Consider the following 15,859-nt stretch of genomic DNA (forward strand, 5'->3'; position numbering starts at 1 on the left):
GGACCAGGAGACGAACGTGGCGCAGCGTCTGGACCAGCTGTTCGCGACAGCAGTGCACGGGAACGGTGACCGGATCGCCGTGACCTGCGGCGAGGAGACGATGACCTACCGGCAGCTGGACGCGGCGTCCGCGCGGGTGGCCCGGCGGCTGCAGGAGCGCGGCATCGGTCCGGGCACCAGGGTGGCGGTGTGCATGAGCCGCAGCACGGGACTGCTCGCCGCCCTGCTCGGCGTGGTGCGGGCCGGGGCCGCCTACGTGCCCCTGGACCCGGCGCATCCCGAGGAGCGGCGCAGCCACATCCTGCGCGACTGCGGGGCAGCGCTGGTCCTGACGGACGCCGACACCGACACCGCCGACACCGCCGACGCACGTGGGAACGGGTCCGGCAGTTTCCGGCCCGTCCCGCTCGTCGACGGCGATGCGGTCTACACCATCTACACCTCCGGTTCCACCGGCCGCCCCAAGGGCGTGACCGTCACGCACGGCGCCCTGGCCAACTTCCTGTCCTCCATGGCGCAGCGGCCCGCACTGCCGCAAGGGGCCACCCTGGTGGCGGTCACCACCGTCGCCTTCGACATCGCGGCCCTGGAGCTGTTCCTGCCACTGGCCCTGGGCGGCCATGTCGTCATCGCCACCGCCGAGGAGAGCCGCGACCCGCGCGCGCTGGCCGCCCTGATCCGCTCCACCCGCGCGGGTGCCCTGCAGGCCACGCCGGCGACCTGGCGGATGCTGCAGAGCGACGACTGGCAACCACCGCGGGACTTCACCCTGTTGTGCGGAGGCGAGCCCCTTCCCCCGGACCTGGCGCGATGGTTCGGCCGCTGCGGCGCAAAGGCCTGGGACCTGTACGGGCCCACGGAGACCACCATCTGGTCCAGCACGGCGCTGCTGGACCACACGGGGGCCGTCGCAGGCTGGTGGCCGGTGGCCCGCACCACGCTGCGCGTGCTGGACGAGGTCCTGCGTCCGGTGCCCGACGGGCAGCTCGGGGAGGTGTTCATCGGCGGGGCCGGCCTGGCCGCCGGCTACCACGACCGGCCCGCGCTGACGGCGGAGCGGTTCCTGCCGGATCCGTACGCCGACGGCGCGCGCCTGTACCGCACCGGTGATCTCGGCCGGTTCCGGCCGGACGGAAGCCTGGAGATCGCGGGCCGCACCGATCACCAGGTCAAGATCCGTGGCCATCGCGTCGAGCTGGGCGAGATCGAAGCGGCCGCCCTCGCCGTCCCGGGCGTGCGCATGGCGCTCGCCCACCCCTGGCCCGACCCGGCGGGCGGCATCCGGCTGGTGCTGTACGTCGTGCCACGAGGGCCCGGCGCACCGACGGCGCGGGACTTGCGCACCGCACTGGCCCGCGCCCTGCCGGCGTACATGCTGCCCTCGCAGTACGTGACGGTGGACGCGTTCCCCCTCACCCCGAACGGCAAGGTCGACCGCGCACGGCTGCCCCGGCCCGGAGACGGCGACGGCAGCAGGCAGGTGCCCGCCCCGCAGGCTCCCGCCACGCAGGCCGAGCAGTTCCTGGCCGACGCCTGGTCCGCGGTGCTGGGGGTGAGCGGCATCGGGCGTGACGACGACTTCCTGGACCTGGGCGGTCACTCGCTCGCCGCCGCGGCGCTGAGCGCCCGCATCCGCACCGTCCTGGGCCTCGACGTCAGTGCGGGGGAACTGCTGCGGCACGCGACACCGGCCGCGCAGGCCCGGCTGCTGGGGCGCGCCCCACGGGTCGCCGAGGGGGTCACGGAGCGAGCCGCGGCGCAGCAGCCCGATGCCGTCGGTGACCTGCCCCTGACGTCGGCCCAGCAGCGCGTCCTGTTCGCCGAGTCGGTGCGCACCGGCGGATCGTCCTACGCCACGTCCGTCGCCTACCGGACGACCGGGGCGCTCGATGCGGCCGCCCTCGACCGCGCCGTCCAGGCCGTCGCCGCCCGCCACGAGGCCCTGCGCTGCCGTTTTCCCGCGCCGCGGCCCGGCGGCGCGCAGGTGCAGCGGATCGAAGCCGCGGCGAGCATCCCGGTGACCGTGCTGGCAGGCCGTCCCACCCGGGCGCAGGCGCTGCGGCTCCTGGAGGACGCGGCGCGCCGGCCCTTCGATCCCGAGCGAGGCCCGCTGCTGCGCGTGGTGGTGGCCCGTACCGGCGAGCAGGAGACGCTGATCCTGTTCTGCTGGCACCACCTCGTCTTCGACGGCTGGTCCCTGGGCCTGTTCCTGGACGACCTGGGCACCGCCTATGCCGCCGCCCTGGGCGACGGCCCGCCGCTGCCCCCGCCGTCCGCCCGCTACGCCCAGGCCGTCGCCCTGCAACGGGCCCTGCACGACGCCCCGGCCACCGCCGGGCAGCTCGACTACTGGACGGGCCGGCTGGCCGGGCTGCCCGAGCTGTGCACCGTGCCCGAGGACCGGCCCAGGCCACCCGTCCAGTCCGCGCACGGCGCGCTGGCGACCGCGGAGGTGCAGGCGCCGGCCGGCACGGCGTTTCGCCGGCTGTGCCGGGCCGGGCACGTCACCCCGTACACCGGACTGCTGACCGTGTTCCTGGCGCTGCTGGGGCGGTACGCGAACAGCTCCGACGTGGTCGTCGGCACCCCGGCCGCCGGGCGCTCGCACGTCGAAGCGCAGCAGGTCGTCGGCCTGTTCGCCAACACGCTCGCGCTGCGCGCCGACCTGGCCGACGCGCCGACGTTCGCCGCGCTGTCCGCGCGGGTCAGGGACGTCGTCTACGAGGCCCTGGAGCACCAGGACGTCCCGTTCGAGCGGGTGGTCGAGGCGCTGCGCCCGCAGCGCAGCCTCGGCCACAACCCGGTGTTCCAGGTGCTGTTCACCCTTGAGGGCGAAGAGGCGGGCCGGCTGCGGCTGGCCGGGACACAGGCCGAACCGGTGCACGTCGACGCCGGCGCCTCCCGCTACGACCTTGCGGTCACGGTCCGCGAGGACGAGGACGGCCGTCTCGCTCTCGCGGCGGAGTACGCGACCGATCTGTACGACCGGGCCACCGTCGAGGGCATGCTCACGCACTACGCCGGGATGCTGGCGTACGTCGCGGCGGCGGGCGGCGGGGCCGACCTGGCGACGGCGCTCGCCGCCGCCGCGGACCAGTCGGCGCCGGCCCGCTGGAACAGCACGGCCATGGCGCCGCCCGCCGCGGACACCGTGCACGCACTGGTGCGGCGTCAGGTGCAAGCCGCCGAAGACCGGATCGCCGTACGGCAAGGGTCCCGCACGATGACGTACGGCCGGCTGGGAGCAGAGGCCGACGCGCTGGCCCGGGAGCTGGTCCGGCGCGGGATCGGCCGCGGCGACGTGGTCGGTGTCTGTGCAGAGCGCGATCTTCCCCTGCCCGTCGCCCTGCTCGCCGTGCTGGCCTGCGGTGCGGCCTATCTGCCGCTGGACCCCGCGTATCCGCCGGCCCGGCTGACCGCGATCCTCGAGCAGGCCCGCCCGCCGCTGGTGCTCGTCACCGGCGCCACCTGCGGCCTCGTCCCGGAGGGGGGTCATGAGCTGCTGCGCGTCGACGCCGCCGTCCTCGCACCGGGCCCGGCGCCCGCCCTGCCGGTGGTGATGCCGGACGACGCCGCCTACGTCATCCACACCTCCGGCTCGACCGGCACCCCCAAGGGCGTGTGCCTGCCGCACCGGGCGCTGGTCGACCTGACCCAGTGGCAGCTGCGGGACCAGCTGGGCGGGGTGCGCACGGCGCAGCTGGCCTCGATCGGCTTCGACGTCCACTTCCAGGAGATCTTCATCCCGTTGGCCTCCGGGGAGAAGTGCTCCTCGCACCGGAGGAGGCGCGGCGCGACCCGGAACAGCTGTACGACTGGCTGTCGCTCACCGACGCCGAGCAGGTGATCTGCACGCCCACCCTGTTCGCCGCCTTCGCCGCCGAGGCCCGCCGGCGCGGTCGGGTGCCCGCGGGGCTGAGGGAGGTCACCACGGCCGGGGAGCAGCTGCGGCTGACCGCCGACATCCTGTGGGTGCTGCGGCACGGGTCGTTGCGACTGCACAACCAGTACGGGCCGTCGGAGACGCACGCCGCAACCGCTCTGCCCGTGCCGCAACCGGACGACGCCGCCGAGCTCGCGCCCCCGCCGATCGGCCGGCCCGTGGGCAACAAACGCGTCCACGTCCTGGACGAGCACGGCCGGGAACTGCCGGTGGGCGTGCCCGGGGAGCTCTACATCGCCGGTGACGGCATCGCCCACGGGTACCTGGGCATGCCCCGGCAGACGGCCGAACGCTTCCTGCCCGACGCGTTCGGCACGGTTGCGGGCGCCCGGGTGTACCGCACGGGAGACCTCGGGCGCTGGCTGTACCGCGGGGTGCTGGAGCACCGGGGCCGGGTCGACGACCAGATCAAGCTGCGCGGTGTGCGCATCGAGCCCGGCGAGATCGAGGTGCTGTTGCACCGGCATCCGGCGGTGCGCAGCGCCGCCGTGGCCGTGCGCGAACCACTGCCGGGCGAGCCGGTGCTGACCGCCTACGTCGTGCCCGAGCCCGGGGCCGAACCGGACGCGGCGCAGCTGCGCCGCTACCTGTCCGAACGGCTGCCGGCCTTCGCGGTGCCCTCGCGCTACGTGACGCTGGCCGAGCTGCCGCTGACCTCCAGCGGCAAGGTGCACCGGGCGGCGCTGCCGATGCCGCCGCGCGCCGACGCCGCTCCCCGCACGGACCGCCTCGCACCGCGCACCCCGCTCGAACGGGAGATCGCCCGGGTGTGGGCCGAGACGCTGGGGGTCGCCGAGGTCGGGGTGCACGACGACTTCTTCGTGCTGGGGGCCATTCGCTGCTCGCGGCCCACCTGGTGGCGCTGCTCAACCGCACCGCGGACACCGGCCTGCACCTGCGCGATGTGTTCGCCGCACCGACCGTCGCCGCTCTGGCCACCGTCGTGGAGCAGCGGCGCCAGGCCCGGGGGCGGGTGCCCAGGAGCCGCTCGGCGGCGACCACGAGGGCCGGACCCGTTGTCCTTCGCCCAGCAACGGCTGTTGTTCCTGGACCTGATGCACCCCGGCGACACCGAGTTCCTGCTGCCGCTGACGCTACGGCTGCGCGGCGCGCTCGATGCGCAGGTGCTGCGGCGTTCACTGGACGCGCTGAGCGCCCGCCACGACATCCTGCGCACCCGCTACCCCGCCGAGCGGGGCGAGCCCGTGCCGCTGGTCGATCCCCCGGGGACCGTTCCCCTCGCCCGGGAGGACCTGTCGCAGCTGGACACCGCGGAGCGCCGGCGGCGGCTGCGGGACATCGCCGCCTCCGAACGGGACACCCCGTTCGACCTGGCCCGCCGGCATCCCTGGCGGGTACGGCTGGTGAAGCTGGCCGACGACGACCACATGCTCTTCCTGACGTTCCACCACATCGGAAGCGACGCCACCTCACTGGACACGCTGCAACGCGAACTGCTGGAGCTCTACACGGCGCCAGGCGTTCCGGCGGACGGCGCCCGACCCCCGCAGTACGCGGACTACGCCCGCTGGCAGCGCCGGCACTGGGACGAGGAGTTCGTCGCACCGCTCGTGGAGCACTGGAAGCGGACCATGGCCGGCTGGAAGCCGCTGGACCTGCCCATCGACCGTCCGCGGCCCGAGGTCTGGCAGCCCGAAGGTGAGACGCTGGACTTCGCCCTGCCCGACGGGGCGTGGCAGCGGCTTGCGGGCGCGGCCCGGCGCGGCGCGGCCACACCGTACATGGTGCTGCTCACCGCCTTCGTGTCGGTACTCGCCGACGTCTGCGGGCAGGACGACATCGTCCTCGGAACCCCGGTGTCCGGACGTGCGCACCCGCAGGCCGCGACGATCCCCGGATCCTTCGTCGACCTCGTGGTCATCCGCGCGGACGCATCGGGCGCGCCCACCCCCGCCGAGCTGCTCGCCCGGGTGCGGCGAACCGCCCTGGACGCCTTCGCCCACCAGGACCTGCCGTTCGACCGTCTGGTACGGGAACTGCGCCCGCCGCGGGACCCGTCCCGGCCCCCCGTCGTCGACGTCGTCTTCAACTACATCGAGAACACCGAACCGCTGCCCGCGCCGCCCGGACTGTCCGTGACCGCTCACCTCGCACAAAGCCGCACCACCAGCCAGGACCTGGAACTGACCGTGCGCCGCGGCCCCGACGACCGCCTCACCGCCGAGATCCAGTACGCCGCAGCCCTGTTCACCCCCGGATCCGTACGCCGCATCGCCGACGCGTTCCTCGACGCCCTCGACGACATCGCACCGGAGAGCGAACGCTGCGCCCCATCCGCCGAAGGGAGCCCCCAGTGAACTCCGCCACGAACGACAGCACCACAGAAGGCCGTCTGCTCGCCCGGCTGCAGGCCGCCCGCACGAGCAGGACCACCCCCGCCGGCGGCCGGCTGCGCCGGGCCCCACTGTCCTTCGCCCAGCGCCGACTGTGGTTCCTGGACCAGCTGGACCAGGAAGGGGTCGACTACGTTCTCCCGGTGGCCTACCGGCTGCGCGGGCAGCTGGACGTCCACGCACTGGAGCGAGCCTTCTGCGCGCTGGTGCGCCGCCACCACACGCTGCGCACCCGCTTCGCCGTCGGCGCGGACGGCGAGCCCGTCCAGATCATCGAGGACCCCTGGCCCGTGCGCGTCGAGGTGGTGGACCTGTGCGACGAGAGCGGCGACGCGGACCGGCAGGCCCGGGTACGCGCCCTGGCGGCGCGCCAGGCGGGCACCCCGTTCACGCTGACCTCGGCACGGCTGCTGCGCGTCACCCTCGTGCGTACCGCCGACGACGAGCACGTCCTGTTGCTCGCCCTGCACCACATCGTCTGCGACGGCTGGTCGATCGAGGTGCTCATCCGCGACCTGTGCGCGCTGTACGCCGTGGAGTCGGGTGCGCCGTCCCCGCCCGCACTGCCGGAACTTCCCCTGCAGTACGCGGACTTCACCGTCGACCAGCAGGAGCGCCTGACGGGGGAGTCCTTGGAGCGGCAGCTGCGGTACTGGCGGGAGAACCTGGTCGGACTGGAGCCGCTGGAGCTGCCCAAGGACCGGCCGCGCCCGGCGGTGCGCTCGGGCGCAGGAGGCGAGGTCAGGTTCGCCGTCCCGGCCGACGTGGCCGTCGCGCTACGGGAGTTGGCCCTGCGGCACGAGGTGTCGCTCTTCATGGTGGGGCTCGCCGCCTTCCAGACGGTGCTCGCGCGCTGGAGCGGCCAGTCGGAGGTGACGGTCGGTTCCCCGATCGCCGGCCGTAACCGGGCCGAGATCGAGAATCTGGTCGGGTTCTTCGTCAACGACCTGGTGCTGCGCACCGATCTGGACGGCGACCCCACCCTGACCGAGCTGTTGGAGCGCGTCCGCACGACCTGTCTGGGGGCGTACGCCCACCAGGACCTTCCCTTCGAACGGCTCGTGGAGGAGCTGGCCCCGGACCGGGACCTCAGCCGCAACCCGCTCTTCCAGGTCGTGTTCATGCTGCAGACCGCATCCGAGCAGGAGCACTGGTCGCTGCCCGGCCTTCAGGTGGAGCCCGTCACCCTCGAAGGGGCCCGTTCCAAGTTCGACCTCTCGTGCGCCGTCGCGGAGAGCGACGACGGCGGGCTCACCGGCGAACTGTTCTACTCCACCGAGCTGTTCGAGCCTGCAACGGCCCGCCGCCTGGCTGATCACCTCGTGCTGGCGCTACGCGCCATGGCCCAGGACGCCCAGCAGCGGATCGGTACGCTCGACCTGCTGTCCGCCGAGGACCGGGATCTCATTCTCGGACCGTACAACGACACGACCAGGCCCTACCGCGACGACGTGGCGGTGCACCGGCTGGTGGAGGAGCAGGCGGCGAGGACACCCGACGCCGTTGCCGTCACGGACGGCACCACCCACCTCACGTACCGGCAGCTGGACGAGGGTGCCACCCGGCTCGCAGCCCTGCTGTACGCGCACGGAGTCCGTCTGCAGGACCGCGTGGCGCTCTGCCTGGACCGTGGGCTGGACACCGTCGTGGCGGTGCTCGGCGTCTGCAAGGCGGGCGGAGTCTACGTGCCGATGGATCCCGACTACCCCGACGAGCGGCTGGCCTTCATGCTGCGGGACACGGACGCATGCCTGGTGCTCACCCAGGAGCGCCACCGAGCGCGGCTGACGCGGCTGAGCGACATGCCGGCCCTGCTCATCGACCAGGCGGGGGCGCAGGACGCGGGTGAGGTTCCCGTCATCGACGTGGGCCCGGACCACCTCGCGTACATCCTCTACACCTCCGGTTCGACCGGCGAACCCAAGGGCGTCATGATCGAGCACCGGTCGATCTGCCGGCTGGTCGACTCCGCCTCCCTGGCCGAGGTGAGCGCGTCGGACGTGGTCGGCCAGACCAGCAACTTCTGCTTCGACGTCTACACCCACGAGTGCTGGAGCGCGCTCACCCGTGGCGCCACGCTCGCCGTCGTGGCCAAGGAGGCACTGGTCGACAGCGCCCGGCTGGCCGACACCGTGCGCAGCCTCGGCATCACCACCCTGTGGCTGACCTCGGCCCTGTTCAACCGGCACCTCACCGAACGCCCCGACATGCTGGCCGGATTGAAGACGGTCCTGTACGGCGGCGAGGCAGTGGAGCGCTCCGTCGCCGACGCGGTCATCGCCGGCCCGTGGGCGCCGGGCCGACTCGCCAACTGCTACGGCCCCACCGAAGCCACGGTCTGCGCCGTGCGCCACACGGTGGAAGCCACGGACGAGCACCGGCCCACCATGCCGATCGGGCGGCCCCTCGACAACACCGAGGTGTACGTGATGGATCCGACGGGCCGGCTGTCCCCCGTCGGAGTGCCCGGCGAACTGTGGATCGCGGGGCCCGGCGTCGCACGCGGCTACTGGAACCGCCCGGCCCTGACCGAGCAGCGCTTCGTCCGGCACCCCTTCTCCACGGCGTCCGGGGCCCGCGCCTACCGCACGGGCGACCTGGTCCGTTGGCTGCCCGGCGGCCGTCTGGAGTTCCTGGGGCGGGTGGACGACCAGGTGAAGCTGCGCGGGCAGCGCATCGAACCGGGCGAGATCGAGTCCGTGGTGGCGGCCGACGAGCAGGTGGTCTCGGCCGTGGTCGTACTGCGTGCCGTCGGGCCGGAGCAGCACCTGATCGCGTACTACGTGCCGACACCGGAAAGCACCCGGACCGGGCAGGAACTGCGCGAGCGGTGCCGCCGCAGCCTGCCGTCCTACATGGTGCCGACCTGGTTCGTCGCGCTGGAGAGCCTGCCGCTGACACCCAACGGCAAGGTGGACCGTCGCCGACTGCCGATACCCGAGGCCACCGAAACCGACGGCTACGCCCCACCCCGCGACGACGTGGAACAGGTCATGGCGGACGTCTGGCGTCACGTGTTGGGAGTGCAGCGGGTCGGCATCCACGACAACTTCTTCGATCTCGGCGGTCAGTCGCTCCAGATCGTGCGGATCACCAACCGGCTGCGCGAGCAGGGCATCGAATTGACGATCCGGCAAGTGATGCAGCACCAGACCATCGCCCGCCTGTCCGAGGCCGCCGACCGGACCTCACCGGAGTAGGGAGGCCGAAAGCCACACGATCGCCGCACGATACGCAGCCGATAGCGCGGCACCGACACTCAAGCTCAGCAAAAGCCCGACCGGACAAGCGAGGTGGAGGTCCGCCGACATGGCCAACCCTGCTGTTGCCATGCCCAGCCGTGAGCGGCACTCATGCCGCACCCCGGCCGGGGCACACCCGTGCGGCACCCTGCGCCTCGGCAAGCGGCCCGGGACCGGGTGGCGGTACGAGCCGGCCACCTCCGGCGATGACCTGCGCGACGCCGGAACAACGTTCCGCCCCGACGCCGGAGTGCACGTACGCCTGCGCCCCGACGGGGCGCTGGCGGCACTGCGCCCCGACTTCCTCGCCACCCGCTTCGCCCGCGCCGCACGCCGGCTCCGGTTCCCCGACGTGCCCCCGGCGCAGTTCCTCGGCGCGGTGGAACGGCTGGCGAACCACTGCCGCCCCTGCTGCGCGACCCGGAGTCCGCCCTCTACCTGCGCCCGGCCCTGGCCGCCGAACACGACAAGCAACGCTGGGTCTTCCAGCTCTCCGCGTACCTGCTCCCCTCCGCCTTCGCAGCGGGCTTCACCCCCTGCACCTGTGCTGCGACGCGCAACTACCCCGCGGACTGCACCTGTGCTGGGTGGACGACGCCCAGGAGCACCTGATGCTCACCCCCGTCGCATCCGATGACGTGTCAGCGCTCGCGCGGGCCAGCGTCGCCGCCCTCGCCCCGCGCTGGGGACTGCGGGTGCGCGAGCGGCACCTGTCGATGACCCAGTGGCACCGGCTCAACCTGCAGGGACGGGTCTCGGAAGCGTTCGTGTGCGGCGGCCCCGCACTGGTGCAGCAGGTAGCACGGATCGGGCAGGGCCACCGCAGCCGGCCGGTGAGAAGCGGGCAGCCGGGGCCCACCGTGATCGCCGCCCGGCGCCACCTCTTCCGGCTCCAGCAAGGCCAGGCCGCCGACCCGGACCGCTGGATGCTGCTCCTGCGGTGAAAGCCGGTGACACCCGTTCCCCGACACGATGGAGACACCCACCCATGGACGGATTGGCTCAGCGGACCGGGACCGGCCGGGCCGCACGCACCTACCCCCTCTCGCCCGCGCAGTCGCGGCTGTGGCTGCTGTCGATGCTCAACGAGGGCTCGCCGGAGTTCAACGTCACGCTCGCCTGGCGGATCCGGGGCCCGCTGGACACGACGCTCCTGCGCCGGTCGCTGGCGACGGTCGTCGCGCGGCACGACCCGCTGCGCACGCGCTTCCCCACCACCGGGTCCGCCACCGTACAGCTGGTGGAGCCGGAAGCCGACGTGCCCTGGCGTACGGACGACATCCGCGCAGTGCCGGCCGACGCACGCGAGGAAGCCCTGAGCCAGGCGGTGCGCGAGGAGGCCCTCACCCCCTTCGCCCTCGACACCGCCCCGCTGCTGCGCGCCCGCGCGGTCCAGCTCGCCGACGACGACCTCGCCGTGGTCCTCACACTCCACCACCTGATCACCGACGGGTGGTCCACGGGCATCCTGGTGGACGAGTGGGGCACGGCCTACCACGCACTGGCCGCAGGGCGGACCCCGCGCTTCGAACCGCTGGCCGAGTGCTACGGCGACGACGCCACACGGCGGCGCGAGCGGATCGACAGCGGCGCCCTCCAGGAGTCCCTGGCCTGGTGGCGGAAGCGGCTCGACGGCGTGGAGCCACTGGAACTGCCCGCCGACCGGCCACGCACCCGGCAGCGGGACTGGCACGGCGCCACCGTCGACACACTGTGGCAAGGGCAGCGGTTCGACGCACTGACGGCCTTCGCCCGCGCCCACCGGACCACCCTGTTCACGGTTCTCGTGGCGGCGCTCAAGGTCGTCCTGTCCCGCTACGCCGGCAGCCGGGACATCGCCGTCGGGCTACCGGTGGCCGGACGGGACCGCACCGGGACGGAGGACCTGGTCGGCCTCTTCTTCGACACCGTCGTGCTGCGCACGGACCTGTCCGGCGCCCCGACGTTCGCGCAGCTGCTGGAGCGCGTCCAGGAGGGCCTGCTCGACGCCTACGACCACCAGGACGTCCCGTTCGAGCAGATCGTCGAGGCACTGGCACCGGAACGGGACGCGGGCCGCACGCCGGTGTTCCAGGTGTGGTGCGAGATGGACAACACCGACCGGCAGGACCTGGCGCTGCCCGGTGCCCGCGTCCACGAGATCGACGTGCCCACCGACACCGCCAAGTTCGACCTGTCGCTGTCCGTGCGACAGGGGAGCGACCGGCTGGAGCTGTCGCTGGGGTACCGCACGGACCTGTTCACCCGGGCCACGGCCGAGCGATGGCAGCGATCCCTCGAACACGTCCTCACGCAGGCCATGACCCGTGCCGACGAACCCGTGGACCAGCTGCCCGTACTCCCGGACGACGAGAGCCGCCGAGTGGTGGAACTGGGCCGCGGACCGCACACCCCGCCCGCCTCCGATGTGCTCACCCGCTTCGAGCAGCAGGCCGCCGCCCGCCCGCAAGCCCCCGCAGTGGTCTGCGGGGACAGGACGCTGTCGTACGGACAGCTCGACGCGCTGGCCGAACGGATCGCGCACGCGCTGCACCGCTCGGGCGCCAACACCGAGAGCCGGATCGCGGTGTGCCTGGAACGCGGGCCCGAACTGGTCGCGGCCTTCCTGGGCACCTGGAAGGCCGGGGCGGCCTACGTCCCGCTGGAACCGGCCCACCCCGACGAGCGGAACCGGTTCGTCCTGGAGGACACCGGCGCCCCCGTGGTGCTGACGCAACGCGCCCTCGCCCACCGGTTCACGCACTGCCCGGTCGAGGTGGTCTGCCTGGACGCGCCGGACCGGGACGACACCGAGCCCGCACGGCCGGGACGCACGGCGCGGCAACCGGCCGCCCCGGGCACGCTCGCCTACGTCATCTACACCTCGGGGTCGACCGGGCGCCCCAAGGGCGTCATGATCGAGCACGGGCCGCTCGCCAACTTCGTGCAGTCGTGCGCGGACCGCTACGCACTGCGCACGGCCGGCGGCGCCGCCCTCTTCGCCTCGGTCGCGGCCGACGCGGTCGTGCCGAACATCCTCACCCCGCTGGTCCTCGGCCAGCCACTGCACGTACTGCCCGAGACGCTCGACCTGGCCGACCTGGGGCCCGCGCTGGCCGCCTCCGGCCCCTACTCGTTCCTCAAGGTCACACCCTCCCACCTGAACCTGCTCACCGAGCAGCTGACGGCGGACCAGGCCGAGGCACTGGCCGGCGTCATGGTGGTGGGCGCCGAGGCCTTCCCCGCCCGCACACTGCGCGCCTGGCGGGCGCTGGACCGGACATCGGTGGTGCTGAACGAATACGGCCCGACCGAAGCGACCGTCGCCAACTCCCTCTACACCACGCAGCCGTCCGACACCGACACCTTCGATGCGGGCCTCCTGCCGATCGGCGTGCCGATCGCCAACACCTCCATGTACGTCCTGGACAGCCGCATGAACCCCGTACCGCCCGGAGCGATCGGCCAGATCCACATCGGCGGCCACTGCCTGGCACGGGGCTACGAGCGCCGACCGGCTCTCACCGCCGACCGGTTCGTGCCCGACCCCTACTCCACCGAACCCGGCGCACGGCTGTACGCCACGGGCGACCTCGGCCGGGTACTCGCCGACGGCAACGTCCACTTCCTCGGACGGGCGGACGACCAGGTCAAGATCCGCGGCTACCGCGTGGAACCCGGCGAGGTCGAGGCGGCACTCGCCCGACACCCCGACGTCACCGCGGTCCACGTGGCCGCCATCACCGCCCCGCACGGTGACGAACTGGCGGCATGGGTGGCCCTGCAGCCCGGTACGACCGTGCGCCCCGGAGAACTGCGCGCCTGGCTCGCCCGGCTGCTGCCCGACCCCATGGTGCCCTCGCACTACGCCACCGTCGACGCCATCCCCCTCACCGCGCACGGCAAGATCGACCGCCGGCAACTGCCCGACCCCAAGGGCACGCAGAACCTTCCCACCCGTCCCCCCGCCACCGACGCCGAGCGAGCCCTGGCCCGCATCTGGCAGGAGCTCCTCGGCCGCGACACCGTCGGCGCCGACGACAACTTCTTCTCCCTGGGCGGCACCTCCCTCACGGGCCTGCGCATGATCACCCGCTTACGGAACGAACTGCACGAACAGGTCGCGATGCGCGACCTGTTCGAGAACCCCACCATCGCCGCACTCGCACACCTGTGGAACCGACCGGCCGACGGCACGGCAGAGCGGACCACGCCGGCCACCCGCTCCCTCGTCACCCTGAAAGCCGGCCAGGACGACGGCAGGAAACTGTTCTGCGTGCACCCGAGCGGGGGCAGCGTCCACTGGTACCAGCCCATCGCCGCCGTACTGCGCCCCGAGGACACCCTCCTGGCCTTCCAACTCCTCGAACTGGAACTGGCCCAGGCGTCGACACCCGTCACGGTGGCAAGCCTCACCACCCGCTACCTGGAGGAACTGCGCGCCCTCCAGCCCACCGGGCCGTACCACCTGCTCGGCTACTCCTGGAGCGGCGTCGTCGCACTGGAAATGGCGGCACAACTCCACCAGTGCGGCGAGACGGTCGCGTCACTGATCCTGGTCGAACCGACCCTCCCGGACCCGTACACGCTCACCACCCTGCGGCCCATCATCCAGCTGCACCGGCGCTGCGCCCGGCTGATCGACGACATCACCCGCGTCGCGAACGCGGGCGGCGACCCCACCGCACTGCGCGCCGAACTCGAAACGGTCCTCGCCGAGTCCGAACTGCTCCCGGACGCCGTCAGCGAACTCACCACGGCGGCACCCGTTCGCGCCGCCGGTCAGCTCTTCGAGGCCTTCCACACCCACCGGCCCACCACCTACCCGGGCAGTGTCGATCTCATCGTCACGCAGGAATGCCGTGCGGCGAGCACGCGACAGCCGTCCGCGGCCTCGGGAACCTCCTACCCCACCTACCTCGACAGCTGGCGGACGATCGCCCAGGGCGGACTCACCGTCCACGACGCGGGCGGCCACCACAAGTCGATGCTGAACCCCGAGCACGTCCACACCGTCGCCGACGCCCTCTACGGCCACCCCCTCACACGCCCGGCCCAGGCACCCGCGCACCCACGAGAGGCACGATGAACCCCAGCAACGGCCACGAAGCCGTCATCGGCGGCTTCTACACCGACAGCCCGTACCCATGGCGAGCCCACACACTGCAGCAACCGCTCGATCCCGGCCTGTACCCCGCGCTGCTCTCCCAAGCGGTGGGCGACTTCGACCACCGCCGGATCGCACCCGACGGAGCGGTCTGGGTGGCCGGCTGCGGCGTCAACCAGGCCCTGATCACCGCTCAGCGCCACCCGTCGGCCCGGGTCGTGGGCACGGACGTCTCCGAAGGCTCACTCGCCCTGTGTGACCAGGGGCGCAAGGAACTCGGCCTGGACAACCTGGAGTTGCGCCAGGAGGGACTGACCGCCGCCCGCTACCACGAAGAGTTCGACTACATCGTCTGCACGGGCGTCCTGCACCACAACCCGGATCCGTCGGCCCTCCTCCAGCACCTGGCCGCCGCGCTGCGTCCCACCGGCGTCCTGGAGGTCATGGTCTACAACACCTACCACCGCCGCAATCCGGTCGCCTTCCAGCAAGCCACTCGGCTCCTCGCCGCAGACACCGCCTCGGTGCCGAGCACCGGACGCGCACTGGCCGACGCGTTGGACCTGCGGAACTCCCTGGCCGGCGATCTCGCCGAAGCGCGGCTTCAGCCGGACGCCGCCTTCACCGACACCTGGCTCAACCCCTACGAACTGACCTTCACCGTCGAGGAGTTCCGGGCACTGGCCGAGCGCTGCGGCCTGCTCCTCGAAGCGCCCCGCACCGGTCCGCACGACGACTCCGGCGAAGCCGCCCTGTGGGACGTCGTCCTGCACGACGCGGCGCTGCGCGAGCGCTACGAGGCGTGCGACGACCACACCCGATGGCGCATCGCGCAACTGCTGCTCGCCGAGGAGTCGCCGTACAACTGGTTCTACCTCCGCAGGGCCGACGCACCACTACCCGCCTCCAGCGACACCTCACGCAACGCCGCCTTCCTGGCCGCCCGGGCCGCACCCGTCGCCGCTGCCCAACGCACCTGGGCACTGCGCGGAGCCGAGGGATACCGCGTGCTCGTCGAATCCTCACCCCTGCCCGTGATGCCCGTCGCTCCCGAGTTCCGCGCCCTGTGGGAACACCTCACGCCGGAGTGGACCATCGGACAGACGTGCACCCGGCTGGGCCTGCCCACCGACCCGCAGACGGTACGGCGGATGCGCGCCCAACTGACCACACCCGAGTTCCCGTACGTGCTGAGCGTGCCCGCGTAGGCACGCACGACAGAAAGGGGCGAGAC

4 protein-coding genes and 2 pseudogenes are annotated in these 15,859 nt (G+C 72.8%); all 6 read left to right on the top strand.

Annotated features, from left to right (window positions below):
- Nucleotides 1-52: 52 nt before the first annotated feature.
- Nucleotides 53-4,599 (top strand): annotated as a pseudogene (locus CRP52_RS34740) (amino acid adenylation domain-containing protein); the annotation flags it as partial.
- Nucleotides 4,600-4,968: 369 nt separating this feature from the next.
- Nucleotides 4,969-6,261, top strand: a pseudogene (locus tag CRP52_RS40135) (condensation domain-containing protein); the annotation flags it as partial.
- A complete protein-coding gene (locus tag CRP52_RS34750; protein WP_179853130.1) occupies nt 6,258-9,497 on the top strand; it encodes a non-ribosomal peptide synthetase in 3,240 nt (1,079 codons plus the stop codon). The pseudogene CRP52_RS40135 and the gene CRP52_RS34750, both read left to right, overlap by 4 nt.
- 629 nt (nt 9,498-10,126) lie before the next feature.
- A complete protein-coding gene (locus CRP52_RS34755) occupies nt 10,127-10,483 on the top strand; it encodes a hypothetical protein (RefSeq protein WP_097240823.1) in 357 nt (118 codons plus the stop codon).
- 44 nt (nt 10,484-10,527) lie between these two features.
- Nucleotides 10,528-14,607 carry a non-ribosomal peptide synthetase gene (locus CRP52_RS34760; protein ID WP_097240824.1) on the top strand — a complete coding sequence of 1,360 codons (4,080 nt, stop codon included), beginning with the start codon at nt 10,528-10,530 and terminating at the stop codon, nt 14,605-14,607.
- Complete coding sequence (locus tag CRP52_RS34765) at nt 14,604-15,833, top strand: class I SAM-dependent methyltransferase (protein WP_097240825.1); 1,230 nt, start codon at nt 14,604-14,606, stop codon at nt 15,831-15,833. The genes CRP52_RS34760 and CRP52_RS34765 overlap by 4 nt, the downstream gene beginning before the upstream one ends.
- Nucleotides 15,834-15,859 lie beyond the last annotated feature (26 nt).

It is taken from the genome of Streptomyces sp. 1331.2 (genome assembly GCF_900199205.1).
GTDB lineage: Bacteria > Actinomycetota > Actinomycetes > Streptomycetales > Streptomycetaceae > Kitasatospora.